This is a genomic window from Bradyrhizobium sp. WBOS07, assembly GCF_024585165.1.
Classification (GTDB): domain Bacteria; phylum Pseudomonadota; class Alphaproteobacteria; order Rhizobiales; family Xanthobacteraceae; genus Bradyrhizobium; species Bradyrhizobium japonicum_B.
The window spans coordinates 255,442-280,372 of the sequence record NZ_CP029008.1 but is presented as its reverse complement, the minus strand read 5'-3'; the positions used below and the strand labels follow the sequence as shown (position 1 = coordinate 280,372).

Genomic DNA, 24,931 nt, shown 5'->3' with positions numbered 1-24,931 from the left:
GGCATCCCGGCGCGGTGTTACCTAAGGCATGAGCCGCGCGCTGCGAATTCTCGTTGCTGCTGCCTTGTTGCTTGGCGGCGTCGCCTCGTCGTCAGCTGCGGAGACCGCACAGCTGCTGCGCGGCACGGCAATCACCGATCCCGATCTGTTGCGCAAGCTCGACGACGGCGACGTCCTCACGATCGCGCGCCTGCTGGCGCCTGAGCGCAAGGCGGACGGTCCGCTGACGACCGACCGGCTGTTCGCGGCGCTGCCGCAGCTCAGGGAGATTCCTCCCGCGATCGACGCGGAGCTCGAGCGCTACATCGCCAGGCAGAAGGCGGCTTGGCCGACCGAGACCATCGGCACCGGCGAAGGTTTCGACGTGCAGCTGTTCGATCGGGCAAATCTGACATCGCCCGACACGCGCTTCGTGCTGGCCGGCATCGTCAATCGCATGGACCGCGCCTATGTCGCCGAAGAATCCTGCGGCGAGATCCGGCTGATCTACCGGCTGGCGCGGTTCGACGCTGGCAAGCCCGCGACCCGCCTGCCGATGACGTTCAATCTGGTGCTGAAGGCGCGGGATGCGCGCCGGACGGAGCGGAACGGCAAGCCGGTCAGCTGCGCCGAGATCGCGCGGCGCTGGCTCGACAACGGCAATTGGCAGGAGCTGATCGGTGGCCGGGACGATGCCATGCTCGACCGCATCGAGACCAACATCCAGGTCTCCGTCGCGCCGAAATCGGCGCTTCACGATTTCCGCTCCGACTATCTGCTCAAGGTGTTCAAGTACGACGCCGCGACGAAGACGTTCGCGGAAGCGGTGCTGGAGAACCAGATCGACCGCGACCGTATCCTCGCCGACGATGTGCTCCGGCTGGATTTCAAGCACTGGCTGCTCACACCCGGGAATCTGCGCGAGTTCGATCGCGGCACGGTGGTGATCCCGGAAAGATTCCTGGCCAAGGCTGCGGTGGTGCCGACGCCCGCCGGCCTCGACGCTTCCGCGCTGCAGCCCGAGTTTGGCATGGTGCAAGGAGAGGAGAACGGCGAGGGCGGCGACCCGGTCTTCACCGATGACGACGTGGTCGGTGCGCTGAAACAGGCCGCCGCGCGCGGAGACATGCAGAACATCCGCTCGGTCGCGGGCTTTCAGCGTCGTCTCAATGACGTCACCTGCTCAGGATGCCACCAGACCCGCGGCATCGGCGGCTTCCATTTTCCTGGCGTCGACTGGCTCGCTGACAAGCGGTCCAACGCGGCCATCGTGCCGGCCTCGCCGCATTTCGTCGGCGATCAGCTGCGTCGCCGCGACATCCTGACCGCCTTCGCCGCGGGTAAACGTCCTGATTTCTCACGCGGATTCGCCAGCCGGCCGCAGACCCGCGGCAGCCGCGAGCTCGCCGGAAGCGAGTATCAGGACGGCTGGGGCGCGCATTGTTCCCTTGCGGATGCGGGATCGGGAACGCCAGACAAGAGTTTTACGTCATGGAACTGTGCTAACGGTCTCAGCTGTCAGGCCGCCGCGGCCTCGCGCCGCATCGGCATGTGCTTCATCAAGACGCGTTAGCCAACAAGCGATTTGGATGATTCATGACGGATACGGGCAACGCCAACAAGGCGCGCAATCGCCAGATCGCGCAGAACGAAGAAGCCAAGCAGGTCGCCGGCAGCGCCCGCGTCAGCGTCTGGGCGATCGCGATGGCCGTCGTGGTCGGCGGCATCCTGTTCACGCTCGGCTGGCTGTCGCTGCGGTAGGATCTCTGTCGACTGAGTCTCGGAACGAGCCGCGAGGTTCGCCTGGCCCCGCTTGCGGGGAGAGGCCGACGCGCAAAGCGCGGCGGGTGAGGGGACTCTCCGCGAGCCTCGCCGTGACCGTCCCCGTGGAGACTCCCCCTCACCCCAACCCTCTCCCCGCAAGCGGGGAGAGGGAGAAGAGACCCTCATTTCGCGTAATTCGTCATCCGCTTGCCCGGCAGCAGCTCATAGGCTGGCTTCCAGCCGGGCAGTGCGGCGATGCGGCCGAGCCAGGCGTAGATGGCGGGATGGCTCGTGGCAAAGTCGAAGCCGTGCTCGTCGCTCGGGTAATGCAGATAGGCCATCATCGAGATATCGGCCACCGTCGGCCTTGCACCGATCGCGAAATCGTTGTGCTGAAGATGCCCGTCGAGAATGCCGAGGAAATCCTCGAGCCGGCGGCGAAAATGCTTCAGCACCTGCGGATCGTTCTTCTCGGTGAAGGCGCGCATGAAGCGATAGGTCGCCATGTAGCCGGTGAGCTTGTGGTTGTCCCAGAACAGCCAGCGCAGCAGCTCGAAGTTTTCGTTCTCGGTCTCGGCGCCGAAGCGGCCATATCGCTCGGCGAGCTTGAGCAGGAGAGGCGCCGTCTGCGTCATCTTCGCGCCGTCGATCTCGAGCACGGGAATCTCGCCCATCTCGTTCACCGCCTGGCGCCATTCCGCCGCGCGCGTGACGCCGCCGGCAAAATCGGTCCACACCGGCTCGAACGTCTCGCCGCAGAGCGTCAGCATCAGTGCCAGCTTGTAGCTGTTGCCTGACTCGGGGAAATAGTGGAGGCGGTAGCGGGGCATTGAACGCTCCTTGCCTTCGGGGGCCTGGACAACGATATTACATATGATCCGTACAACAGAACATTTGTTCTGTCATCGGTCAAGAGCTGGATGCTGGGCCGGATGAGCAGGAATTCAAAAACAGAGGCGGGCGAGCGCGAGCGCCCCCTGATGCAGGCAACGCTGCGCATCATCGGGCGACATGGGCTCGACGGCGTGACCCACCGCGCGGTCGCGGCCGAGGCTAGGGTCTCGCTCGGTGCGGTCACGCATCATTTCGGAACCCGTGATGCGCTGATTGAGGCCGCCCTGCAGTTCGCTCTGGCGCGCGAAATCGGGAGGCTGCGTGCGTTGGCTCTCAGCCTTCAGGACAAGGCGTTCGAGGTGGAGGCCTGGATCGACGCGCTGGTCGATTTCTACGTCCGCGAGATCAGCACGGAAGCCGAGACGCATATCGCCTGCTATGAGGCCTTCCTGGCCGCCGCTAGGCAAGAGCACTATCGGCCCGTGGTCGCCGAGTGGTTTGACACGTGGCGGCAGAGTGCGGAGCTTGCGCTGAAAGCTGCGAAGTCACCAAACCCACGCCGCCACGCCGAGTTGTTCGTCTCGGCGCTGATTGGCTTGCTCTTTCGCCAACTCGCCACGCCCAGAGCCGGTTTCCGACGCGAGGCGAAGGCGGAGCTGTTGGACTTGGTGGGCGGCTTGATCGCGCGGAAGTAACGCCGGCGCGCCGGCCTATCCCACCGCCCCCTTCGACCGCAGCTGCTTGATCGCCGCCTCGTCGTACCCCGCGCCGCGCAAGATCTCGTCACTGTGCTCGCCGACGGCGGGCGGCTTGCGCGGCTGCACCTTCCTGGCGCCGTCGATCCAGATCGGGCTGCTGATGGTGAGCATGGTGTCGTTCTCGAACGGCACCAGCACCTCGTTGTCGAGCATCTGCTTGTCGTTCGGGATGTCGTCGAGAACGGCGACGACACCGAACACGAGGCCATTGCCGTCGAGGATCTTGCGCCATTCGGCGAGGTCCTTCGTCGCAAAGGTCTCGTCAAAGATCCTGATCAGCTCGACCGAGCGGGCGTGGCGGTCGGCCTTGGTGGCAAAGCGGGGGTCGGCGATCAGGTCCTCGCGCCCCAGGCACTTGGCCAGCGTCGGAAACTGCTTCTCCTCGCTCAGCAGGGACAGGATCAGCCAGCGGCCGTCCTTGCACTGGTAGTGGTTGGCGACCGCATTCAGCGCGCGCTCGCGCGGACGCCGCTCGCCGAACTTGGCGCCGCAGAGTTTTGCCTGCGCCAGCACGCTCGCGGCCCACACCCCGTTCGCCATCAGGTTGGAGGCGACGTGCGAGCCCTTGCCGGTCTTCTCGCGCTGATACAGCGCGGTGACGATGGCGCCGTAGAACGCCATGGCGCAGGGATGGTCGCCCATGCCGGCGACCGAGCGGGCCGGCGTGGTGTCGGTGTCGGCGCGGACCAGATCCATCAGGCCGGAGCGCGCCCAATAGGCGTTGCTGTCGAAGCCGGGCTTGTTGGCCTCCTCGCCCTTCTCGCCATAGCCGGTGAAGGAGGCGTAGATCAGCCGGTCGTTGAGATGGGCGAGATGGTCATAGGTGATGCCGAGCTTGGCGCGCACCGGCGGCGGCATGTTGGTGATGAAGACGTCGGCTTCCGCCGCCAGCTTGTACAGCACGGCCTGCGCCTCGGGCTTGGCGAGGTCGAGCGCGATGCTCTTCTTGTTGCGGGCCTCCAGCAGCCAGGCGAAATTGTGCTCGCCGGTCGGATAGCCCGGCAGGTTCGGCAGGTTGCGATAGGGGTCGCCGGCGCCGGGCGGCTCGATCTTGATGACGTCGGCGCCGAAGTCCGACAGCACGGTCGCGGCCGCGGGCGCTGCGATGAAGCTCGCGCAGTCCAGAACCTTCAGGCCGGCAAAAATGCCCTTATCCATCGCAGCGTCGCTCCCTTGGCTTCGGTCGTTTCCCGCGCGCTGGAATTGGCGCGGGCCGGTGGTGGGAGCCATTAGACCGATGTTTCCGCGGGATGCAACGGCGCCCGGCGCAGGGCCTCACTCCTCGCCCGCAAGCAGCGCCGCATTGCCGCCGGCAGCAGCGGTGTTGATGGTCACCGTCTGCTCGGTGGCGAAGCGCGCGAGGTAATGCGGGCCGCCGGCCTTGGGGCCGGTTCCAGAGAGGCCGTTGCCGCCGAACGGCTGCACGCCGACCACGGCACCGATCATGTTGCGGTTGACATAGATGTTGCCGATCTCAGCGCGATCGATGATGGCTTCGACGGTGTCGTCGATGCGGGAGTGGATGCCGAGGGTGAGCCCGTAACCGGTGCGCTCGATCGCCTGCAGCACGCGCGCGAGGTGTTCCGCACGATAGCGCACGACATGCAGGATCGGGCCAAAGACCTCCTCGGTGAGCTGGCCGGCGTCCCTGAGCTCGAAGATGTGCGGCGCGACGAAGCAGCCCTCCGGTGCGTCGCCTGCAAAGTGCAGCTTCGCCTCGCTCTTCATCCGCGCGACATGCGCATCGAGCCTCTGCTTGGCCTCGAGGTCGATCACCGGGCCGACATGGGTCGCGACATCGGAGGGATCGCCGATCTTCAGTTCGCGCGCGGCGCCCGCGATCATCTCGATCATGCGGTCGGCGACGTCCTCCTGCACGAACAGGAGACGCAGCGCCGAGCAGCGCTGGCCGGCGGAACGGAACGCGGAGGTGACGACGTCGTCGGCGACCTGCTCGGGCAGCGCGGTGGCATCGGCGATCATCGCGTTGATGCCGCCGGTCTCGGCGATCAGCGGCACGATCGGCCCGTCCTTGGCGGCGAGCGTCCGGTTGATCAGGCGGGCGACCTCGGTCGAGCCGGTGAAGACGACGCCCGCGATGTCAGGATGCGCCGTCAGCATCGCGCCGATCTTGCCGTCGCCGGTGACGAGATGCAGCGCGCTTCTGGGGATGCCGGCCTCGTGCAGCAGGGCTACGGCTTCGCGCGCGATGCGTGGCGTCTGCTCGGCCGGCTTTGCCACCACGCCGTTGCCGGCCATCAGCGCGGCCGTGACCTGACCCAGGAAGATCGCCAGCGGGAAATTCCATGGCGAGATCGCGACGAAGACGCCGCGGCCGCGCATCGCGAGCGCATTGCTCTCGCCGGTCGGGCCGGGCATCGCGGTCTCCCGGCCGAACAGCTTGCGGCCTTGCGCGGCATAATAGCGGCAGAAATCCGCAGCTTCCCGCAGCTCCGAGAGCGCATCGTCCAGCGTCTTGCCGCCCTCGGCTTGCAGCAGCGCGATGAAGCCGGCGCTGCGGCTTTCCAGCAGATGCGCCGCCTGCTCCAATGCCGCCGCGCGCGTGGCCGCCGGCGTCCGGCTCCAGGCGGCAAAGCCCCCGCGCGCCGCAGCGACTGCCGCATCGGTCTGATCCGGCGTGGCGTCAGCGATGGGCTCGAGGTCCACCGCCTCGGCCTTCACGTCGGCCAGCAATTGGTCGAGCGCGAGGCGGGCGCCGAATTCGACGCCGCGCGAATTGCGCCGCTCCGGCGCGAACAGGTCGGCCGGCAACGGAATCCTGGAATGAGCCGCCGCCTGCGGCCGGACAATGGCATCCGCTGGACGCTGCAGCAGTGCGGTCACCGGCACGCGATAATCGGCAGCCTGCGCCACGAAGGAGGAGTTGGCGCCGTTCTCCAACAGGCGCCGGACCAGATAGGCCAGCAGGTCGCGATGGCTGCCCACCGGCGCATAGGTGCGGTAGGCGATGTCGGGCTGATCCTTGGCGAGCTGCTCGTACAGCGCTTCGCCCATGCCGTGCAGGCGTTGGAACTCGAAACCTCCGCCGCCTGCGGCGAACTCCAGCACGGTCGCGACCGTCAGCGCGTTGTGGGTGGCGAATTGCGGGAAGATGCGCGGCCGCAGGGCCAGCAGCTTCGTCGCGCAGGCAACGTAGTTCAGGTCGGTCATCGCCTTGCGCGTGAACACGGGATAGCCAATGAGCCCGCGCTCCTGCGCGCGCTTGATCTCGGTGTCCCAATAGGCACCCTTGACGAGGCGCACCATCAGCTTGCGGTCATGAGCGCGCGCGAGTGCATCGACGTGGTCGATCACGGCGCCGGCGCGCTTCTGATAGGCCTGGATCGCAAGGCCAAATCCGTCCCAGCCTTTGAGCGAGGCATTGGCGAGCGTTGCCGCGATCACGTCGAGCGACAGCTCGAGCCGGTCGGCTTCCTCGGCATCGACGGTGAAGTTGAGGTCATGGGCCTTGGCACGCTGCGCCAGATCGAGCAGCAGCGGCACCAGCTCGGCCATCACCCGCGCGCGGCTGATCGCCTCGAAGCGCGGATGCAGCGCCGAGAGCTTGACCGAGATGCCGGGCCGGTCGGGCAGGGAATGAGTGCCTGCGGCCCTGCCGATGGTTTCGATCGCGCTGGCATAGGCATCGAAATAGCGCGTCGCGTCGGCCGCCGTGCGCGCGCCTTCACCGAGCATGTCGAAGGAATAGCGCGACTTCTGGCCGGAGCGCGGCTGCGCCCGCTGCAGCGCCTGCTCGATGGTCTCGCCCAGCACGAAATGGTTGCCCATCAGCCGCATCGCCTGGCGCGTCGCGGTGCGTACCGCCGGCGCACCCAGTCGCTTGACGAGGCGGCCGATGGTGCCGTCCGGCGTCTCGCCGGGCTGGATCACCCGTGCCGACAGCCCGAGCGCCCAGGCCGAGGCGTTGACCAGGAAGGCCGTGGACTTGGTCTCGTGGTGGATGAAGTCACCCTCGCCGAGCTTGTCCTCGATGAACTGGTCGGCGGTGCGGGCGTCGGGCACGCGCAGCAGTGCCTCGGCCAGCACCATCAGTGCGAGGCCCTCCTTGGTCGAGAGCGCGAACTCCCGCAGCATGTCCTCGACCCCGCCAAGATTACCTGCGAGCCGGTCGTCGCGCTTGCGGATCGCCTCGATCAGCCGGGTCGCGGTCCGGTCGATCCGTGCCTCCTGCGGCGGGGAGAGATGCGACGCCGGCAACAGCTGCGCGGCGAGCTCGGCATCGTCGGGCGCGTAGGGGGCGGCAAAGGGAGGCGGGATGTTCGGCATGGCGTGTCCTGTGGCTGAATTCAGGATAAGGCCCGCGTGACCGCAGTTCGATAGACATTCTAGCGCATTTGCCTTAGAAAATGAAGATTGACAGGCAAATGACCTCAGAAGCTATGGAACTAGATCGTATCGACCGGAGAATCCTCTCGATTTTGCAGGAGGATGGGCGGATCGCCAATGTCGACCTCGCCGAGCGCATCGGGCTGTCGCCGACCTCGATCGGCGAGCGGCTGAAGCGGCTGCAGCGCGAGGGCTTCGTCGAGGGCTACGGCGCGCGGCTCAACCCGCAGCGGCTCGGCCTTGGCCTTCTGGTGTTCGTCGAAGTGCTGCTCGACAAGACCACGCCCGACAATTTCGAGCGGTTCGCGCGCGCGGTGAAGCTCGCGCCGGAGGTGCTGGAGTGTCACATGGTTGCCGGCGGCTTCGACTATCTTGTGAAGGCGCGGCTTGCGGACATGTCCGCCTATCGACGCTTCCTCGGCGAGACCCTGCTGTCGATGCCGGGCGTGCGCGAGACGCGGACCTATGCGGTGATGGAAGAGATCAAGCGCGACGCACCGTTGCCGGTGGGCTGACGAAATGTCGTCGCGATTGTCATTGCTGCGGCGTCGAACAAGCGGTCTTCGCAGGAAAAATAGCTATCCTCGTGCAATCGCAACGCCTGTCGTCGAATGCACTGGCCGTCTTCTGAAATTTTCTTGGCCCGCTCCCGGAAGGTGATCCGGGAGGCAGCAAAGGCTGGCGGGCTTATACTTTGAGGTTCTCTGCGGAAGTCTTGCCCCGGTTTGCGATCTCTTCGTATTCCACCGTCTGTCCCTCGTTCAGGGTCGACAGACCGGCCTTCTGCACTGCCGAGATATGCACGAACACATCCTTGCCTCCCGACGCAGGCTGGATAAATCCATAACCCTTCGTCGGGTTGAACCACTTGACCGTACCTTTAGCCATCACGACTTCTCCGCGGGTCTTCCTCCGAAATCTCCGAACCGCCAGTCCCCGCCAACCGGCCGGTTCGGTCCTAACAGGATACGCGGAATGTGGCGGGCTTGGTAGCTCAAACCACATCGGCATTTCGCCGAATTCCGCTCAACTTCGCGGCGCTTTTGCCGGTTTTGCCCGTTTCGCGGTCAGATGACGGAGGACTGCGCCGTCAGTCCCCGTATCATTGATATGCGATTGGCTGCCGCTTGCGGGCAGAGGCGACATCACGCCGCGACGCGCTGGCTGCGATCGACCAGCGCGGCCAGCTCCCTTGCATCCGCCACCACCCGCACGGCAAGCGGCTCGTCGCGGCCGCGGATCGCGACCTCCTGGTGCGGCAAGGCATCGTCGGGGAGGCCCGCGCTGCGGCTGATCTCGTCCGAGACGATGGCCTCGCAGGCCAGCGTCTTGGTCATGTCCTGGAGGCGGGCGGCGACGTTGACGGCATCGCCCAGCGCCGTGAAGACGATGTGATCGCGATAGCCGATGTCGCCGATGATGACCTCGCCGCCGTGAATGCCGATGCCGAAGCGGATCGGCTGGCGCAGATCATGGCTCAGGAGCCGGTTCAGCTCGTCGAGTTGGGTGGCGATGCCGCTTGCCGCCTTCAGCGCCTGCCGGCAGGCGGTTTGCGGATCGGCCGTGAGCCCGAACAGTGCCAGCATGCCGTCGCCGACGAACTGGTTCGGCTGGCCGCCATTCTCGATCACGGCCTGCGACACCGCGCCGAGGAAGCGGTTGACGATGAACACGGTGTCGAACGGCAGCCGTTTCTCGGCGAGCTGCGTCGAGCCGCGCATGTCCACGAACAGGCTGACGAGATAGCGCTCCTGGCCGATGCTCGCCGGCGCCGAGGCGTGCGCGGTCGCCGTCGTCGCTTGCGGGGTGAAGAGCTGGAAGAAGGAGAGGTCCGACGTCGGCCGCAACTGGCAGGCCAGCCTGATCGAGGGATCGTTGGTGCCGACGCGCGTCAGCACGAAGGCTTCGCGCTGCGACGGCTCGGGCAGCGTGGCATGATCGCCGATGATCCGGATGCGGCAGGTCGAGCAGCGGGCCCGGCCGCCGCAGACGCTGGCATGCGGCAGATTGTGGCGCAGACTCGCCTCCAGCACCGAGAGGCCCTTGGGAACCCGCACCGTCTTGCCGTTGCCGTAGGACAGCGCGATCACGCCGCCGCGCCGCTCCCGCCAGGCGCGCACGCCGCGCGCCGCCAGCGCCAGGCCCACCAGCCCGAAATAGGCGATGGTGAAGCCGCCGGTGATGCGATCGAGCGTCGCGGCCTCGGCCGCGGTGCCGACCTGGCGTCGGGTGAGGTTGTTTGCGCGCCATTCGCCGTCTTCGGCTTCGAGCGCGACGCTGCGGCCGCCCTGGTAGATGCCGAGCAGCGACAGTGTCGGGATCAGCACGGCGGCGGCGAGCAGATAGGGGGCGGCACGCGTGAAGAACGGTTTGAGGCGCAGCCAGAAATAGATGCCGATGCAGCCATGGACCCAGGCGATCATGAGCAGGATCGTCATCTGCCAGAGCCGGCCCGGAGCGGCGACGAAGAACAGATAGAGCTCTTGCGGGTAGAGCTTCTCGTGATCGTACAGCGTGTAGCCGAGCCGCACCCCGACCACGTGGCCCATGACCAGAGCAGGGATGCTCAAGCCCAGCGCGAGCTGCAGCGGCTCGGTCGTCCGCCAGCGGAACTGGCGGCGCTGATACAGCGCGTAGATGCCGAGCCCCATATGCGTCAGCGCGGCGGTGTAGAACACGATCGCGACCGGCAGGAACTGCCAGAACAGGATGTGGTAGGTGACCCCGGCCTCCATGGCCTCGACCGAGATATTGCCGAGCGCATGGTTGAGGAAATGACTGATCACATAACAGAACAGGATCACCCCGCAGACGAGCCGCACCTGCCGCACGCTGGTGGCGCGGACGAGTTCGGACATCTGTGCAGCAGCGGTGACCATGATTCGGTTGTATCAGCTCGGAAAGCAGAACGGCCAGCCTAGCGTTTAATTCCCGGGGGTGACAGGTCACATGCGCGACAAGCCTCACTGTCGTCCCGGACAAGCGCGCCCCCCAACCACGGGTCTTCGCCAAACTCCTCCCTGTGGTTATGGATCCCCGGGTCGCGCTTCGCTCGCCCGGGACGACACCTGGGTTGGGGCCCCCCGCATTGACTCCCTCTCCCGGGTTGGCGAAAAGCGCGGCCGTGACGATCGCTGCCGATATCCCTGTGAAGCCAGACGGTGCCCAACGCCGTCTCATCCTTGTTGCCGTGCTCGTCATCGCCGCGATGACGCTGCTGCGCATCGTCTACGCTTCCGCGATCGAGCTGCGTACCGACGAGGCCTATTACTGGACCTGGTCGAAGGAGGGTGCGCTCAGCTTCCTCGACCATCCTCCGGGCATCGCCTGGCTGATCCGCCTCGGCACTGCGATCTTCGGCGACACGCCGCTCGGTGTCCGCTTCGGCGGCATCGTCGCGATGCTGCTGACGCAGCTGTTGCTCGCCGACATGGTCCGCCGCCTCACCCATGATGTGCGCGCGATCGCGCTCGCGGTGCTGATGCCCGAGGCCGCGCTCTATTACGGCCTGCTGATGGCCAAGGTCGCACCCGATGTCGCCATGATCCCGTTTGCGGTGGCGATGATGTGGTCGCTGGTGCGGCTGTCGCAGAGCGGCGACGGACGCTGGTGGCTGGCGGCCGGCCTGTTCGCCGGCCTCTCGATGCTGTCGAAATTCACCGCGATCATGTTCGCGCCGGCGGTCGCCGCCTTTCTGCTGGTGCCGGATTGGCGCTGGCGCTGGTTGCGCAGCCCCTATCCTTATCTCGCCGTGCTGGTTGCCACCCTCGTGTTCTCGCCGGTGCTGATCTGGAACGCGCAGCACGATTGGGCCTCGTTTCGTTTCCAGGGCGTGCGCGCCACCGCCAGTTACGGCATCTCGCTGCGGACGCTCGGCGATTACATCGGCCTGCAGTTCGGCCTGGTCGGCTTCGTCATGCTGCCGGTGGTGCTGACCGGGCTGGTGCTGACGGCGTGGCGCGGCTATCGCACGCGCGAGCCGGTCGCGATCCTGCTGTCGACTGCGGTGCTGGTGCCGTTCCTGTATTTCCTCGCGAAGTCGACCACGCTGCGGGTCGGCGATACCTGGCCGATGTTCATGTGGCCGGTCGGCTTCGCCGCGGCCGCCGTGAACCTCGTGGCGATGATGAAGGAGGATTGGTCGGCGCGCATGCTGAGATCGTCGCTGTTCTGGGCGAGGACCGCCATCGTCTCCGGCATCGCCTTCGTCGTCATCGTGTTCCTCTATTACGTCGCCGCGCCGTGGAATCTGCTCGGCAGGATCGACCCCATCGGTGCCGAGGCCGGCTATGAGCAGGTCGCCGCACGCGCGCAGGCCGCGCTGGACGAGACCGGCGCGACCTGGATCGCCACCACGGACTACCGCACCTACGCCATGATGCGCTGGCTGTTCAGGGGGCGCGTGCCCGTCATCGAGATCAACGAGCGCGGCCGCTTCCAGGATTTCGCCGATCCCGGCATGGACCGGATCAAGGGACACGCTGGCGTCTATGTCGGCCGCGAGCCGGACAACCGTTCGCCGCTGTGGCAGAGCATTCCGGCGAAACGTGAACAGCTCGGTCAGGTCGAGCGGCGCTGGCGCGGCCTCGTGATGGACACCTATGCGATCGAAAAGCTCTCCGGCTGGACCCCGGAGCTGTCGCCGCCGAAGGACTCGCCGCTGTTTCAGTGGAAGGTGCTGGCGGGCGCTTACCCTCCCCTGGAGGGGGAGGGTCGATCGCGCGCAGCGCGAGCGGGGTGGGGTGATCTCTCCACACGGGCAGTATCGTAGGACCTCCTAGCCTTGGTCAAGAGCTTTCGTGCCTTGGTGAACCAGGGTAGCGCGGTGCTCACCGCAGTCCAGGACGCTTCGCGCCGGCTACGCCGGTGCCGATGGCATCCTGGACAGCGGCTGGGGCGCGGGTCCTACGTCGGTGCTCAAGGCACAGGTGGGCAAGGCGGCTCCCGGCGGATCGGCCCGGCCGACCAGCCTACACCAACTGACTGGCCTCCGAACGCCAGAAGGGTACAGGGTGGGCAAAGCGAAGCGTGCCCACGCAGCTTTTGCGATCGAGGGAGATGGTGGGCACGGCGCAAGTGCGCCTTTGCCCACCCTACGATACTAGCCCTCTTCTCCCTCTCCCCGAAGAGGCGAAGAGAGAGGCTACTCTTCCTCGTCCTTCTTTCGCAGCAGATCGCTCGCCAGGTCCGACAGCTTCGGCGGCGGCAGTGCGGCGAACGGCAGCGGGCGCGTGACGTCGATCGCGGCGAGGCCGAGCCGCGCCGTCAGCAAGCCGTTCAGCACGCCTTCGCCGAGCCGCTGCGACAGCTTCGCCGCGATGCCGTGGCCGAGCACCTGCTGCACCAGGCTGTCGCTCGCGGCCATGCCGCCGGTGATGGCGAGATGGGCAATGACGTGGCGCAGCAGGCGGATCATGCCGAGCGCGCCGGGGCGGCCGCCATAGAGAAAAGCGAGCTGGCGGATCAGGCGCAGCGCGGCGACGAACACGAACAGCACGTCGATCGCGGCGCGCGGGCTCACCGCGGTCACGATCGAGACCTTCTGCGCGGCCGACGACACCAGCCGCCGCGCCTCCGCATCGAGCGGCGACATCAACTCGCGCTCGGCGAGCCGGATCATGTCGGCGCCGTCGATGATCTCGCCGGCATGGCTCTCCAGCGTCGCGCGGGCGCGCGCCAGCTGCGGGTTCTGGTGCGCGATCTTGAGCAGATCCTGCACGATGACGCGGCTCTCCTTGCGGTCGTCGCTGGCAAGGACGGTCGCTGCGCGCTCGTGCAGTTTCTCGATCGTCGCAAGACGCGCGAGGCCGAACGCCTCGCGTCCGATCACCACGGCCAGCGCCAGCGCGGTGACGGAGGCGAAAGCGAGGCCGACGAAGCCGAGCGTTTCGCTCCGCGCGAACAGATCCTCGATCAGATGGACCACGGCGAGCCCGGTGCCGAGCAGCGTCAGCCCGGCAAGCCCCGACCAGAACAGCGTGCCCCAGGGAAAGCCGCGCCGCGCCGGCCGCGCCGCCTCGATCGGCACCGGCAGCGCCTGGGGATCGTGCTCGGGCGTGATCTGGATGGTGGCGCGGCCGAGCCGTGCCGTCTCGTCGGCTTCGGTGACGACGACGCCGGGATCGTCGAGCCGGAACGTCGCCGGCCGCCGTGGCTTCGATCGGTCGTTCATGCGAGCTTGTCTCCGATCAGGAACTGCAGGGCGCGGTCGAGGCGGATGTGTGGCAGCGTCGGCGGCTCGGTGCCGTCCCGCTCGAGTGTTGGCGGACGGAAGCGCAGGAAGCGGAAATCGCTTCTCTCGGCAGCCTCGGTCGCAAGGCCGCGGAACGCATCCGTACCGTTGAACAGCGGCTCGGGGTCCAAGGGCAGGTCGCCCGGAAAGGTTGCCACTTCCGTGTTGCCGTCGAAGAACTCGCCGCCCGCGCTTTCGCCGGCGGCCGGCGTTCCCAGGATCGACGGCAATTTGTCGCGGCCGCGCGCGACCTGCGCTTCCCGCGTGGCGCGCACGGCGGCCAGCGCCACCACGTCGATGGAGGCACCGGTGCTTTCCGCGCGCGCAACCGCGCCCGAGACGGCGCGGCGCAGCACGGCCTCGAGCCGGTCGTGGCTGGAATGATGCAGATGGTCTGCCTTGGTGGCGGCGAACAGGATGCGGTCGATGCGCGGCCGGAACAGGCTGGAGAGCAGGGTGCTGCGGCCGATGTTGAAGCAATCGAGAATGCCGGCCAGTGCGGCTTCGAGATCGTGCAGCGCCTCGGGGCCGGAGTTGAACGCCGACAGCGCATCGGCCAGCACGATCTGGCGGTCGAGCCGGGCAAAATGATCGCGGAAGAACGGCCGCACCACGACGTCCTTGTAGGCCTCATAACGGCGCACCATCATCGCCCACAGCGATCCCTCGCCCGCCTGGCCGCCGATGGGCACGTCGAGCGGCGCGAAGGTCAGCGCGGGGGAGCCTGCGAGATTGCCGGGCATCAGGAAGCGGCCGGGCGGCAGCAGGCTCATCGCGAAGCGCTCGTCGCGGCAGGCGCGCAAATAATCGGTAAAGAGCTTCGCAGCGGCGAGCGTCGCCTGCTCGTCCTCGCGCCCCTCGGGCTTGAGCGTTGCGAGATGGGCGTGCCATTCGCCGGCGAGATGCGCGCGCGGCGCCTCGCGCGACAAGGCGAGGCTCTCCGCCGACCATTGCTCGAAACTCTTCTGCAGCAATGGCAGGTCGAGCAGCCATTCGCCGGGATAGTCGACGATGTCGAGCGTCAGCGTGCGGTCGGCGCCGTTCGGGCGCTGGTACTCGATCACGAGCCGGAGCTCGCTGATGTCGACGGTCGAGTTCGGCCAGCGCCGCTCCTCGACCAGCGCGTGCAGATGGCTCTCATAGGCAAAGCGCGGCACGGCATCGTCGGGCTGCGGCGCCAGATGCGCCCGCGCGATCCGGCCCGAGGCATAGGCTTCGAACACCGGAAACCGGCCGCCACGGGTGAGGCCGTGGATCAGCGCGGTGATGAACACGGTCTTGCCCGCCCGCGACAGGCCGGTAACGCCTAACCGCACCGTCGGATTGAAGAAGTGCTCGCCATAGTCGATCAGCGCCTGCGCGGACAGCCGCGCTTCTTCGACCATATCCTGGAAACTGAATGCCATCTGAACGTTAGAGGATCCGGGGCGGGAGGAATGTGCGGCCGTTCACAAAAGTGGCAATTGCGTGAGGAAAATCAAGCTCCATACTTCCACCGCCTTTGTCGGAGAATCAGCCGTTTGAACGACGCGCCGATCCCGAAACACCCATAGCAGAGGGCATCACCTCTTTTTGCGGATTGCCATGACCGTCTTCCAACTGAAACAGCTTGCCTCCAGCTCTGTCCACGCCGCGGCCGACGCCATGGGCTGGCACTACGACCGCGCCGAACTCATCGCCGACGGCGTCGTCCACGCGATCGGAGTGCTCGCCGGCATCGTCGCGGCCACCGTGCTGGTGGTGCTGACGGCGATCTATGCCGACGCGACCGACGTCGTCGGCGTCTCGATCTACATCGCCGGCCTGCTCTCGATGCTGGTGCTGTCGGCGACCTATAACCTCTGGCCGGTGTCGCCGGCCAAATGGCTGCTGCGCCGGTTCGACCATTCCGCGATCTATCTCCTGATCGCAGCGACCTACACGCCGTTCATCCTGGAGGTGAAGGACAGCGGCTTCGCGCTGGTGCTGCTCGCCGGCGTCTGGTGCGTGGCCATATCAGGAATCGTGCTGAAGCTTTGCTACCCCGGGCGCTTCGACCGCGTCTCGGTCGGCATTTATCTTGCGATGGGCTGGAGCGGGGTGATGCTCTACGACGCCGTGGTCCGGGCGCTGCCGGCGCTGGCGCTGGGCTTCATCCTGGCCGGCGGACTGCTCTACAGTTTTGGCGTGATCTTCCACGCCTGGCGGCGGCTGCGCTTCCAGAATGCGATCTGGCACGGCTTTGTGTTGGCCGGCGCGGCATGCCATTATACCGCGGTGCTCGACCTCGTGTTGAGCTGAGCAAGCCCCGCGCCGCGGAATAAGTGCGCGCGGCGTCAAGCGGTATGAGACAAGAGGAGACGTCGCATGCAGGTGACCGGCAAGGTCGTGGTCGTCACGGGCGGCGCAAACGGCATCGGCAAGGCGCTGTGCGAGGCGTTTCATAACGCGGGCGCGGCCAAGATCGTCGTCGCGGACATGGACGCCGCCAATGCCAGGGCGGTCGCCGCGATGGTGGATGGCGCCGCCTTCAAATGCGACGTCGCGCAGGAGAAGGACATCGCGCACGTCATCGAGGAAACCGAACGGCAGTTCGGTCCCATCGATTTGTTCTGCTCCAATGCCGGCATCGGCGGCGGCTTCGATCCGATGTCGGAGAATGCCGGCGGCGCCTCGGACGAGCCCTGGCAGCGCAGCTGGGCGATCCACGTCATGGCGCATGTCTATGCGGCGCGGCATCTCGTGCCCCGCATGAAGGCGCGCGGCGGCGGCTATTTCCTCAACACCATCTCGGCCGCTGGGCTGTTGTCGCAGGTCGGCAGCCCCGCTTATTCCACGACCAAGCACGCCGCGGTCGGCTTTGCCGAGAATCTCGCGATCTCGCACAAGGCCCACAACATCAAGGTCTCGATCCTCTGCCCGCAGGGCGTCGACACCAACATGCTGCGCTCGATCCCCAAGGGTCCGCAATCCGGCGACGGCGACCTGACGCCGGAGCAGGTGGCGAAAGACGTGCTCGCCGGCCTCGAGCAGGAAACCTTCCTGATCTTGCCGCACCCCCAGGTGCTCGGCTACATGCGCAAGAAGACCGAGAATTACGACCGCTGGATCGGTGGCATGGCCAAGATCCAGGCCAGGATGCGGGAAGAGTTCGGGAAGTAGGGAAGGAACACGCGTTTGAGCCACACTCGCGCTAAACACTCGCTGTCGTCCCCGCGAAGGCGGGGACCCATAGCCACAGGGAGAAGTTTGGCGAAGACTGATGGTGTCGTACCGCGGGACTGATACCTGCACTGATCGATCAATCACGCGGTATGGGTCCCCGCCTTCGCGGGGACGACACCGGTGACTAGGCAGCCGCCTCATCCTCCACCCGGCTCGCCCGCAGCGCCCGCGCGTAGAGCATCATGCCCTCGCGCACCTTGCGCTGCTCGGCGTCCGTCAGCGCCGCCAGCGCGCCGCGTACCTGCTGACGGCCGAAGGCGTGCAGCGCCTCCAGCGTGCGCCGGCCCTTTGCGGTGAGCGAAAGCCTCTTGCTGCGTGCATCCGTCTCGTCCGGTGTCTCGCGCAGCTCGCCGCAATCGATCAACTTGCGCACCAGGCGGCTGACGCTGGATTTCTCCAGACGCAGGAAATCGCCGAGCTCGCCCGAGGTCATGGGGCCGCGGATGCCGATCTCCAGGATGGTGTGGACGGCGGACGGCGGATAGTCCGACGCTGCCACCGTCGCATCCATGAAGCCGAGCTCGCGCACCATCAACCGCGAGGCGGCACGGATGTCGTCGATCAGCGCAAGCTCCGTCATCCTTGACTCCCGGCATATAGTTGTATCATACAACTATATGGGCGCAACGGCGCGCGCAAGCGTTTTGGAGTGGACCATGAGCGGAGCTTTGCCGGCAGGTCAGCGAATGAAGGGCAAGGTCTGTCTGGTCACCGGTGGCGGCAGCGGCATCGGCCGCGCCACCGCGCTGCGGATGGCATCCGAGGGTGCCGAAGCGGTCCTGGTTGCCGGCCGGCGCGAGGCCGAGATCGCGGCGACCGCCGCCTCGTGCCGCGAGCTCGGCACGGAGGCGATTGCGCTCAAGACCGACATCACGCGCGAGGACGAGGTCGAACGGCTGATCCGCACCGCCGTCGAACGCTGCGGTCGGCTCGACGTCGCCTTCAACAATGCCGGCTTCCAGGAGCGTCGCGCGCCGCTGGAGGAGCAGGGCACCGAGATCTACGACAGCGTGTTCGACACCAATGTCCGCGCGCTGTTCCTGTGCCTGCGCCACCAATTGCCTGTCATGCTGGCGCGGGGGCGCGGCAGCATCGTGGTCAACGCCTCCGTCAGCGGCGTGCGCAATCCCAATCCCGGCTTCTCGCTCTATTCGGCCTCCAAGGCCGCCGCGATCTCGCTGACGCGTTCAGTGGCGCTGGAGAACGCCCCGCGCGGCATCCGCATCAACGCCATCGCGCCCGGCCGTGTCGTCACCGACATGATGCTGCGCGCCGGCGTCGGCGACGTCGCAACCGTCAGCGCCGGCCTGCCGCTGCGGCGGATGGGGAGTCCGGAGGAGGTGGCGGAGGCCGTGGTGTGGCTGTCGTCGGATGCGTCATCCTACGTAGTTGGCCACGTGCTGGCGGCGGACGGGGGATTTCTGGCGTCGTAGTAGTGATCGTAGCCCGGATGGAGCGCAGCGTAATCCGGGGCCGACTCGCTTGTGGCATGAACCCGGATTGCGCTGCGCTCCATCCGGGCTACCGGCGCCTCAATGCTTCTGCCCGTACAGAACCGGCACCGCTGAATCCACCACGACCTCGACGAGGCTCGTGCCCTCGAACGCCATGCCGTGCTTCAGCGCTTCGCCCAGCTCCGTCGCCTTGCTCACCCGCACCGCATGGCAGCCCATGCCTTCGGCGAGCCGGACGAAATCGATCCCCGGCAGCTCCAGCCCGGGCACGCCCCGCACCTGCATCACCTGGCTGAACGAGCGCATCGCGCCGTAGCCGGAATTGTTGATGACGACGATGGTGAGCGGCAGGTTGCGCTGCGCGGCGGTCCATAGCGCCTGGATCGAATACATCGCCGAGCCGTCGCCGATCAGGCACACCGTGCGCTGCTTCGGCTTGCCGAGCGCCATGCCGACGGCGGCGGGCAGCGAATAGCCGAGGCCGCCGCTCGCCATGGTGTAGAAACTGTCCTGGCCGGGCATGGGCAGAAACTTCTGCATGGCCGGCCGGTGCGAGGGCACCTCCTCGACGAGCGAGGCGCCGTCCGGCATCGCCTGCGACAGCGAATGCAGCAGGAACTCGACCGGCAGCGGATCGCCGGCCTGCGGCGCCGGCGGCAGCGTGCGGCCCTTGGGTGTGGTGCGCTTGCTCTCGGGGAGCAGGTCAAGCAGCAGGCTGAGAGCCGGCTTCATCGTGGCGATGATGCTGGTGCCCACCGGAGTCACCGCCGCCGCGTCAGGATCGTCCGTGATCTGGAAGATCGTCGCGCCGCCGTCGAAGATCGCGGCATGGCCCTCGACATGGAAGGTGAACACCGGTGCGCCGATCACGACGACGAGGTCGTGCGCGCGCAGCGCGTCGGACAGCTGCGCGGGCGAAGCGTGCAGGAAGCCGGCGAATTGCGGGTGGCGCTCGGGGAAGGAGCAGCGCGCCGAGAACGGGCTGACCCAGACGCTGGCCTTGGCCTTCTCGGCCACGCGTACCATGAGGTCCACCGCGCCGGCGCGGTCGACGCCGGGGCCGACCACGAGGGCAGGGTGCTTTGCGCTGGCGAGCGCGGCAACCAGCGCCTTCATCGCGTCAGGCTCGGGGCCGATCTCGCGGCTGACCTTGCGCGCTTCCACGGGGGGGGTGGCGTGAGCCCAATCATCGATCGGGATCGACACGAAGGTCGGCCCGCACGGCGGCTGCATCGCGGTGTAATAGGCCCGCGCGATCGCGGCCGGCACGTCCTCCGGCCGCGCCGGCTCGACGCTGTATTTGACGTAAGGCCGCGGGAATTCCGAGGCGCGTTCGGCGTAGAGGAACGCCTGCAAGGGCAGGATCGAGCGCGCCTGCTGACCCGCAGTGATCACCAGCGGGGTCTGGTTGCGATGCGCAGTATAGATGTTGCCGAGCGCGTTGCCGACGCCGGCCGCCGAATGCAGATTGACGAAGCCGGCATTCCGCGTCGCCTGCGCGTAGCCGTCGGCCATGCCGACGGCGGAAGCCTCCTGCAGCGCCAGCACGTAGTCGATGTCGTCGGGCCAGTCGGACAGGAACGGCAGCTCGGTCGAGCCGGGATTGCCGAACACCCGGTCGATGCCGAAGCCGCGCAAGAGGTCGAGCGTCGCCTGCTTGACGGTGACGGACTTGCTGCCGGTCTTGCCGTTCTTGGCCATGGTTTCCGTCCCCTTCTTGTTCCTCATCCTGAGGAGCGCGTCTTCGCGCGTCTCGAAGGATGAAGGCCCGGCTGGTGGCCTCGCCCTTCGAGACGCGCGCGAAGGGCGCGCTCCTCAGGGTGAGGGTCTAACTTCCCACATCGCTGTTCGCAACGATGCGGACGGAGCTACCACACCGCCGTGCCCTTCATCGTCGGCTGCCCCTCCGCGTTCGCGGTCCACAGCTCCATGCCCGCCTCTAGCTCGTTGGCGTTGACCGAGAACTCCGTGCCCTCGAACAACGGCTGCAGCCCGCGATAGGTGAACTTCTTCGGCGCCTTGCCGCCACGCAAGCGCGCCGCCATCTCGATGATCAGCGCCGCCTGCAACGGCCCGTGGAAGATCAGGCCCGGATAACCCTCGACCTTGGTGACGTAGTCGCGGTCGTAATGGATGCGGTGGCCGTTGAAGGTCAGGGCGGAATAGCGGAACAGCAGCACGGGATCCGACACATGGGTCTCGCGGTGCTGCGCCTTCGGCGGATGAGGCGGGGCCTTCGCGCCCGCCGGCGCGCTGCTGGTCATCTCGCGATAGACGATATCCTGCCGCTCGCGGATGGCGGTGCCACGCGGGGAAGAGATGCTGTGCTCGACCGAGACGAAGCACAGCGTGCCGGTGGAGCCTGACTTCACCTGCACATCGGCGATGCGCGAGGTCCGGGTCGATTCGTCGCCGACGCGCAGCGGCTGCAGGAACTCGATCTCGCCGCCGGCCCACATCCGGCGCGGCAGGGGCACCGGCGGCAGGAAGCCGCCGCGGGTGGGGTGGCCGTCGGGGCCGAGCATCGACATCGGAAACACCGGCTGCGCCAGGCACCAATGCACCGTGAACGGCGCGGCGTCGCCCTTCCTGGGCTCGCCGACGTCCTGGAACAGCGTCGCGCGCAGGCCCATGACGAGCTGCGCGGTGACGATGTCGGTCGCCTCCGTGCTGCGGCCGATCCATTGCCGCAAATGATCGATGTCGAGCTTCTCGGTCATGACGCCTCGCTCTGTTACTTCTTGGACTGCGGATTTTCGCCGATCGCGGGCACGGCGCCATAGCTGCGCGTCTCGCCGACGACGATCGGCGCCGGCGCGGGATAGCTGACACGTCCCTGCGGCGTGTCCACCTCGATGCGGCGCAGATGCGGATGCTTGGCGAGGTCGGCCATGGTGTTGACCTCGGCGAATGCAATGTCGGCATCCGACAGCCGCTTCAGCAACTCGTCACGCGTCATCCTGCCGAAAGCCTCCGCCACAATCGTGTCGGTGAAGTCGCGGTTGCGCACGCGCTCGACCATATTGGCGACGCGGGGATCGGCCGGCAAATCGGGCTGATCCAGCACCTTGGCGCAGAGCGTCTTCCACTCGCGCTCGCTCTGGATCGAGATCAGGATGTCCTTGCCGTCCTTCGAGGTGAACACGCCGTAGGGCGCGATCGAGGGATGGCGCAGGCCCATCCGCTTCGGCGGATTGCCCGCTTCGGAGTTCAGCAGCGGCACGGTGCACCAGTCCGCCATCACGTCGAACATGGAGATGCGAATATCGGCGCCCTTGCCGGTGCGCCCGCGCGCGATCAGCGCCTCGAGGATCGCCGCATGCGCGGTGGCGCCGGTGGCGACGTCGACGATCGACATGCCGACGCGCGAGGCGCCATCGGGATTGCCGGTGATCGAGGCGAGCCCGCTCTCGGCCTGGATCAACAGGTCATACGCCTTGCGATGCGCGTAGGGACCCTCGTCGCCATAGCCGGTGATGGTGCAGGAGATCAGCTTCGGATAGTCCTTCAACAGCCGCTCGCGGGAGAAGCCGAGCTTGTCCATCGAGCCCGGCTTGAGGTTCTGGATCAGCACGTCGGCGCCGGCGATCAGCTTCTCCAGCTCGGCGCGGCCTTCCGTCGTCGTGAGATCGACCACCGCCGATTGCTTGCCGCGGTTGAGCCAGACGAAGTAGCTGCTCTGGCCCTTGGCCGCCGCGTCATAGCCGCGGGCGAAATCGCCCTCGGGCCGCTCGATCTTAATCACCTCGGCGCCGGCATCGGCCAGGCGCGAGGAGCAGAACGGCGCCGCCACCGCCTGCTCGACCGCAATCACCCTGATCCCGTCAAGTGCTCCCATGGCCGGACCTCAATACGAGCGCGGCATGCCGAGCACGTGCTCGGCGACAAAGGACAGCACGAGGTTGGTCGAGATCGGCGCCACCTGGTAGAGCCGCGTCTCGCGGAATTTGCGCTCGACGTCGTATTCCTCGGCAAAGCCGAAGCCGCCATGGGTCTGGATGCAGGCATTCGCCGCTTCCCAGGACGCGTCCGCCGCCAGCATCTTGGCCATGTTGGCCTCGGCGCCGCAGTCCAGGCCAGCCTCATATTTCCGCGTGGCTTCCTTCACCATCAGCTCGGCCGCGCGCATCGAGGCGTAGGCCTTGGCGATCGGAAACTGGATTCCCTGGTTCTGGCCGATCGGCCGTCCGAACACGCTGCGCTCCTTGGCGTAGTTGGTCGCCTTGGCGATGAACCATTTGGCGTCGCCGACGCATTCGGCTGCGATCAGGATGCGCTCGGCGTTCATGCCGGAGAGGATGTAGCGAAAGCCCTTGCCTTCCTCGCCGATCAGGTTCTCAGCCGGCACCTTCATGTCGGTGAAGAACACTTCGGTGGTGGCGTGGTTCATCATGGTGCGGATCGGGCGGATCTCCAGGCCGTTGTTCTTGGCCTCGCGCATGTCGACGATGAACACCGACAGGCCGTCGGTGCGCTTCTTGGCCTGCTCCTTCGGCGTGGTGCGCGCCAGCAGCACCATCAGGTCGGAATGCTCGGCGCGGCTGGTCCAGATCTTCTGGCCGTTGACGATGTAGCTGTCGTTGCCGTCCTTGCGTGCGAAGGTCTTCAGCGAGGAGGTGTCGGTGCCGCTGGTCGGCTCGGTGACGCCAAAGGCTTGCAGGCGCAACTCGCCGCTCGCGATCTTCGGCAGGTACTTGGCCTTCTGCTCGGCGTTGCCGTGGCGCAGCACGGTACCCATCGTGTACATCTGGGCATGGCAACCGCCGCCATTGCAGCCCGCACGCTGGATCTCTTCGAGGATCGCCGCCGCGGCCGACAGCTTCAGGCCCGCGCCGCCATATTCCTCGGGGATCAGCACCGAGAGATAGCCGGCCGCAGTCAACGCATCGACGAAGGCCTTCGGGTAGGCCATCTCGCGATCGAGCTTGCGCCAATATTCGCCGGGAAACTGCGCGCAGAGCTTGGCGACGGCGTCGCGGATGTCGGCGTAATCTTCAGTGTGGTGTTCATCGCTCATGGCGTTTCCCGTTGGTAGCGGCAGTTAAGATAACGCCGGCCGATCCCAAGGCGTTGTGAAAACAACGCCAGCCCCCTATGCTCATTTGCTATAGCGTATGGAGTAGCCTTCCAGGATTGGCAAGCATGGATTTCCGGCAGCTCAGGACCTTCAGTTGCGTGGCAGAGCTCGGCAGCCTGTCCAAGGCGTCCGACACGCTGCGCGTGGCACAGCCGGCGCTCTCCAGGCAGATCAAGCTGCTGGAACACGAGCTGCGCACCGAACTGTTCACCCGCAATGGCCGCGGCATGGTGCTGACCGAGGCCGGCCGGCTGCTGCTGGCGCGCACCTCCGGCATCGTGCGGCAGATCGACCAGATCCGCGACGACATCCAGTCGTCCCAGGGGCCGCCTTCGGGCCAAGTCGTGCTCGGCCTCGTTCCGACCGTCAGCTGCGTGCTGTCGGCGCGCTTTGCGCGGCGCTGCGTCGAAAAGTTTCCCGGCATCTCGCTGCGCATCGTCGAGAGCTACAGCGGCCATCTGGTCGAATGGCTGCATCGCGGCGAGATGGACCTCGCCATCCTCTACGGCCGCTCCGCCGACCTGCACCTCAACGTGGAGAGCCTCGGGCGCGACAACATCGTCGCGGTCGGGCCGCGCGGCTGTGGGTTGGCGCGCAAGAAGAGCGTCGATGTCGGCTGGCTGCTGCGGCAACGGCTGGTGCTGCCCTCTCACTCCCACGGCCTCCGCGCGCTGATCGAGCACGCCGCCGCCCAGCGCAAGATCAAGCTCAACGTCCAGCTCGAGGCGGATTCCTTCCGCGTGCTGACGAGCCTCGTCGAGGAGGGCCTCGGCTTCGCGCTGCTGCCGCCGTCCTCGGTCCATGGCGAGGTCGCGGAGGGACGGCTGGAAACCGCTTCCGTCTCGAAGCCGATGACGCGCGAGCTCATTTTCGCTTCTCCGATCGACCGGCCGGTCTCGACGGCCTCGCTCGCCGTCACGGCCCTCCTGCGCGAGGAAGTCGCCGCCTGCCGCAAGGACGGCGTGTGGGACATCAAATTGAGTTAGATGTGCCCATGTCGTAGAACAGTCAGGCGCCCACTTGCCTTCGCATCTGGCGCGAGCTGTCATGCCGGAATTTTATAGCCGGAAGGCGTGTGGAGCCTGCCGTGCATCAGGGGCCATGCGCTCTTCGCCTCGCCCTCGGTGTCATTGCCCGCCTAGTGCGCAATTGCGCACAGGGGCGGGCAATCCAGTATTCCAGAGGCGACGCGGCTGGAACCGAGAGGCTGCGGCGTACTGGATGCTCCGCCTTCGCGGAGCATGACAGCGGAGGGTGATGAAGCAGCCTGACTTCAAAGCCT

The 24,931-nt window shown here is 66.7% G+C and carries 21 protein-coding genes; 9 read left to right on the top strand and 12 right to left on the bottom strand.

All coding sequences use genetic code 11. The annotated features are described in order from the left end of the window. Positions 1-28: 28 nt before the first annotated feature. Both DCM79_RS01300 and DCM79_RS01295 read left to right on the top strand, forming a co-directional pair. Positions 29-1,552, top strand: a complete 1,524-nt coding sequence (locus DCM79_RS01300; RefSeq protein ID WP_257178170.1) for a hypothetical protein — start codon at positions 29-31, stop codon at positions 1,550-1,552. A gap of 23 nt (positions 1,553-1,575) precedes the next feature. Next, entirely contained in the window at positions 1,576-1,740 is a 165-nt protein-coding gene (locus tag DCM79_RS01295; protein ID WP_196236002.1) for a hypothetical protein, read from the top strand. A gap of 185 nt (positions 1,741-1,925) precedes the next feature. Here the strand turns inward: DCM79_RS01295 and DCM79_RS01290 are convergent, their stop codons facing one another. Then, on the bottom strand, positions 1,926-2,573 hold the full coding sequence (locus DCM79_RS01290) for a glutathione S-transferase family protein (RefSeq protein WP_257178169.1): 648 nt from the start codon (positions 2,571-2,573) through the stop codon (positions 1,926-1,928). Between the two features lie 90 nt (positions 2,574-2,663). On the opposite strand from DCM79_RS01290, the gene DCM79_RS01285 reads away from it, so the two are divergent. Continuing rightward, on the top strand, positions 2,664-3,272 hold the full coding sequence (locus tag DCM79_RS01285) for a TetR/AcrR family transcriptional regulator (protein ID WP_257178168.1): 609 nt from the start codon (positions 2,664-2,666) through the stop codon (positions 3,270-3,272). A 15-nt stretch (positions 3,273-3,287) separates the two neighbouring features. On the opposite strand, the gene DCM79_RS01280 is transcribed toward DCM79_RS01285, so the two are convergent. Both DCM79_RS01280 and putA read right to left on the bottom strand, forming a co-directional pair. After that, positions 3,288-4,493 (bottom strand): CaiB/BaiF CoA-transferase family protein, encoded by a 1,206-nt coding sequence (locus tag DCM79_RS01280; protein WP_257178167.1) that lies wholly within the window; start codon positions 4,491-4,493, stop codon positions 3,288-3,290. Positions 4,494-4,610: 117 nt separating this feature from the next. Beyond that, entirely contained in the window at positions 4,611-7,622 is a 3,012-nt protein-coding gene (gene putA, locus DCM79_RS01275; protein ID WP_257178166.1) for a bifunctional proline dehydrogenase/L-glutamate gamma-semialdehyde dehydrogenase PutA, read from the bottom strand. Between the two features lie 113 nt (positions 7,623-7,735). Here putA and DCM79_RS01270 point away from each other — a divergent pair, with 113 nt between their 5' ends. Beyond that, the gene (locus DCM79_RS01270) at positions 7,736-8,197 is read left to right on the top strand and encodes an Lrp/AsnC ligand binding domain-containing protein (protein WP_257180921.1); all 462 of its coding nucleotides are present in this window, start codon (positions 7,736-7,738) and stop codon (positions 8,195-8,197) included. Between the two features lie 172 nt (positions 8,198-8,369). Here DCM79_RS01270 and DCM79_RS01265 read toward each other — a convergent pair whose 3' ends face one another. Then, the gene (locus DCM79_RS01265; protein WP_008563500.1) at positions 8,370-8,570 is read right to left on the bottom strand and encodes a cold-shock protein; all 201 of its coding nucleotides are present in this window, start codon (positions 8,568-8,570) and stop codon (positions 8,370-8,372) included. 257 nt (positions 8,571-8,827) lie between these two features. Then, positions 8,828-10,561, bottom strand: coding sequence for an adenylate/guanylate cyclase domain-containing protein (locus DCM79_RS01260; protein ID WP_373568098.1), 1,734 nt, complete (start codon positions 10,559-10,561; stop codon positions 8,828-8,830). Between the two features lie 329 nt (positions 10,562-10,890). On the opposite strand from DCM79_RS01260, the gene DCM79_RS01255 reads away from it, so the two are divergent. Further along, positions 10,891-12,453: a glycosyltransferase family 39 protein gene (locus DCM79_RS01255; protein WP_257180920.1), complete on the top strand. Its 1,563-nt coding sequence runs from the start codon at positions 10,891-10,893 to the stop codon at positions 12,451-12,453. A 372-nt stretch (positions 12,454-12,825) separates the two neighbouring features. Here DCM79_RS01255 and DCM79_RS01250 read toward each other — a convergent pair whose 3' ends face one another. Together DCM79_RS01250 and DCM79_RS01245 are read right to left on the bottom strand one after the other, a co-directional pair. Further along, a complete protein-coding gene (locus tag DCM79_RS01250; protein WP_257178164.1) occupies positions 12,826-13,854 on the bottom strand; it encodes a YcjF family protein in 1,029 nt (342 codons plus the stop codon). Then, positions 13,851-15,320: a YcjX family protein gene (locus tag DCM79_RS01245; RefSeq protein ID WP_257178163.1), complete on the bottom strand. Its 1,470-nt coding sequence runs from the start codon at positions 15,318-15,320 to the stop codon at positions 13,851-13,853. Before DCM79_RS01245 ends, DCM79_RS01250 begins: the two co-directional genes overlap by 4 nt. A gap of 178 nt (positions 15,321-15,498) precedes the next feature. Here DCM79_RS01245 and DCM79_RS01240 point away from each other — a divergent pair, with 178 nt between their 5' ends. Together DCM79_RS01240 and DCM79_RS01235 are read left to right on the top strand one after the other, a co-directional pair. Continuing rightward, positions 15,499-16,194 carry a hemolysin III family protein gene (locus DCM79_RS01240; RefSeq protein WP_257178162.1) on the top strand — a complete coding sequence of 232 codons (696 nt, stop codon included), beginning with the start codon at positions 15,499-15,501 and terminating at the stop codon, positions 16,192-16,194. A 66-nt stretch (positions 16,195-16,260) separates the two neighbouring features. Next, positions 16,261-17,055: an SDR family oxidoreductase gene (locus tag DCM79_RS01235; protein ID WP_257178161.1), complete on the top strand. Its 795-nt coding sequence runs from the start codon at positions 16,261-16,263 to the stop codon at positions 17,053-17,055. 187 nt (positions 17,056-17,242) lie between these two features. Here the strand turns inward: DCM79_RS01235 and DCM79_RS01230 are convergent, their stop codons facing one another. Continuing rightward, positions 17,243-17,698 (bottom strand): MarR family winged helix-turn-helix transcriptional regulator, encoded by a 456-nt coding sequence (locus DCM79_RS01230; protein WP_257178160.1) that lies wholly within the window; start codon positions 17,696-17,698, stop codon positions 17,243-17,245. Between the two features lie 76 nt (positions 17,699-17,774). On the opposite strand from DCM79_RS01230, the gene DCM79_RS01225 reads away from it, so the two are divergent. Further along, positions 17,775-18,551: an SDR family NAD(P)-dependent oxidoreductase gene (locus tag DCM79_RS01225; protein ID WP_257178159.1), complete on the top strand. Its 777-nt coding sequence runs from the start codon at positions 17,775-17,777 to the stop codon at positions 18,549-18,551. A gap of 99 nt (positions 18,552-18,650) precedes the next feature. Here the strand turns inward: DCM79_RS01225 and mdlC are convergent, their stop codons facing one another. The 4 genes from mdlC to DCM79_RS01205 form a co-directional block, all read right to left on the bottom strand. Next, a complete protein-coding gene (gene mdlC, locus DCM79_RS01220; RefSeq protein WP_257178158.1) occupies positions 18,651-20,273 on the bottom strand; it encodes a benzoylformate decarboxylase in 1,623 nt (540 codons plus the stop codon). A gap of 167 nt (positions 20,274-20,440) precedes the next feature. Beyond that, positions 20,441-21,292, bottom strand: a complete 852-nt coding sequence (locus tag DCM79_RS01215; RefSeq protein WP_257178157.1) for a MaoC family dehydratase N-terminal domain-containing protein — start codon at positions 21,290-21,292, stop codon at positions 20,441-20,443. A gap of 14 nt (positions 21,293-21,306) precedes the next feature. Beyond that, positions 21,307-22,410: a CaiB/BaiF CoA-transferase family protein gene (locus DCM79_RS01210; protein WP_257178156.1), complete on the bottom strand. Its 1,104-nt coding sequence runs from the start codon at positions 22,408-22,410 to the stop codon at positions 21,307-21,309. Positions 22,411-22,419: 9 nt separating this feature from the next. After that, complete coding sequence (locus DCM79_RS01205) at positions 22,420-23,589, bottom strand: acyl-CoA dehydrogenase family protein (RefSeq protein WP_257178155.1); 1,170 nt, start codon at positions 23,587-23,589, stop codon at positions 22,420-22,422. 125 nt (positions 23,590-23,714) lie between these two features. Between DCM79_RS01205 and DCM79_RS01200 the strand changes: the two genes are divergently transcribed. Further along, complete coding sequence (locus DCM79_RS01200; RefSeq protein WP_257178154.1) at positions 23,715-24,635, top strand: LysR substrate-binding domain-containing protein; 921 nt, start codon at positions 23,715-23,717, stop codon at positions 24,633-24,635. The last annotated feature ends 296 nt before the right edge of the window (positions 24,636-24,931 follow it).

What these genes read in the sequence shown, in the direction of transcription:
- DCM79_RS01300 (WP_257178170.1), top strand. Translation starts at nt 29, where the DNA reads ATGAGCCGCGCGCTGCGAATTCTCGTTGCTGCTGCCTTGTTGCTTGGC.
- DCM79_RS01295 (WP_196236002.1), top strand. Translation starts at nt 1,576, where the DNA reads ATGACGGATACGGGCAACGCCAACAAGGCGCGCAATCGCCAGATCGCG.
- DCM79_RS01290 (WP_257178169.1), bottom strand. Translation starts at nt 2,573, where the DNA reads ATGCCCCGCTACCGCCTCCACTATTTCCCCGAGTCAGGCAACAGCTAC.
- DCM79_RS01285 (WP_257178168.1), top strand. Translation starts at nt 2,664, where the DNA reads ATGCTGGGCCGGATGAGCAGGAATTCAAAAACAGAGGCGGGCGAGCGC.
- DCM79_RS01280 (WP_257178167.1), bottom strand. Translation starts at nt 4,493, where the DNA reads ATGGATAAGGGCATTTTTGCCGGCCTGAAGGTTCTGGACTGCGCGAGC.
- putA (WP_257178166.1), bottom strand. Translation starts at nt 7,622, where the DNA reads ATGCCGAACATCCCGCCTCCCTTTGCCGCCCCCTACGCGCCCGACGAT.
- DCM79_RS01270 (WP_257180921.1), top strand. Translation starts at nt 7,736, where the DNA reads ATGGAACTAGATCGTATCGACCGGAGAATCCTCTCGATTTTGCAGGAG.
- DCM79_RS01265 (WP_008563500.1), bottom strand. Translation starts at nt 8,570, where the DNA reads ATGGCTAAAGGTACGGTCAAGTGGTTCAACCCGACGAAGGGTTATGGA.
- DCM79_RS01260 (WP_373568098.1), bottom strand. Translation starts at nt 10,561, where the DNA reads ATGGTCACCGCTGCTGCACAGATGTCCGAACTCGTCCGCGCCACCAGC.
- DCM79_RS01255 (WP_257180920.1), top strand. Translation starts at nt 10,891, where the DNA reads ATGACGCTGCTGCGCATCGTCTACGCTTCCGCGATCGAGCTGCGTACC.
- DCM79_RS01250 (WP_257178164.1), bottom strand. Translation starts at nt 13,854, where the DNA reads ATGAACGACCGATCGAAGCCACGGCGGCCGGCGACGTTCCGGCTCGAC.
- DCM79_RS01245 (WP_257178163.1), bottom strand. Translation starts at nt 15,320, where the DNA reads ATGGCATTCAGTTTCCAGGATATGGTCGAAGAAGCGCGGCTGTCCGCG.
- DCM79_RS01240 (WP_257178162.1), top strand. Translation starts at nt 15,499, where the DNA reads ATGACCGTCTTCCAACTGAAACAGCTTGCCTCCAGCTCTGTCCACGCC.
- DCM79_RS01235 (WP_257178161.1), top strand. Translation starts at nt 16,261, where the DNA reads ATGCAGGTGACCGGCAAGGTCGTGGTCGTCACGGGCGGCGCAAACGGC.
- DCM79_RS01230 (WP_257178160.1), bottom strand. Translation starts at nt 17,698, where the DNA reads ATGACGGAGCTTGCGCTGATCGACGACATCCGTGCCGCCTCGCGGTTG.
- DCM79_RS01225 (WP_257178159.1), top strand. Translation starts at nt 17,775, where the DNA reads ATGAGCGGAGCTTTGCCGGCAGGTCAGCGAATGAAGGGCAAGGTCTGT.
- mdlC (WP_257178158.1), bottom strand. Translation starts at nt 20,273, where the DNA reads ATGGCCAAGAACGGCAAGACCGGCAGCAAGTCCGTCACCGTCAAGCAG.
- DCM79_RS01215 (WP_257178157.1), bottom strand. Translation starts at nt 21,292, where the DNA reads ATGACCGAGAAGCTCGACATCGATCATTTGCGGCAATGGATCGGCCGC.
- DCM79_RS01210 (WP_257178156.1), bottom strand. Translation starts at nt 22,410, where the DNA reads ATGGGAGCACTTGACGGGATCAGGGTGATTGCGGTCGAGCAGGCGGTG.
- DCM79_RS01205 (WP_257178155.1), bottom strand. Translation starts at nt 23,589, where the DNA reads ATGAGCGATGAACACCACACTGAAGATTACGCCGACATCCGCGACGCC.
- DCM79_RS01200 (WP_257178154.1), top strand. Translation starts at nt 23,715, where the DNA reads ATGGATTTCCGGCAGCTCAGGACCTTCAGTTGCGTGGCAGAGCTCGGC.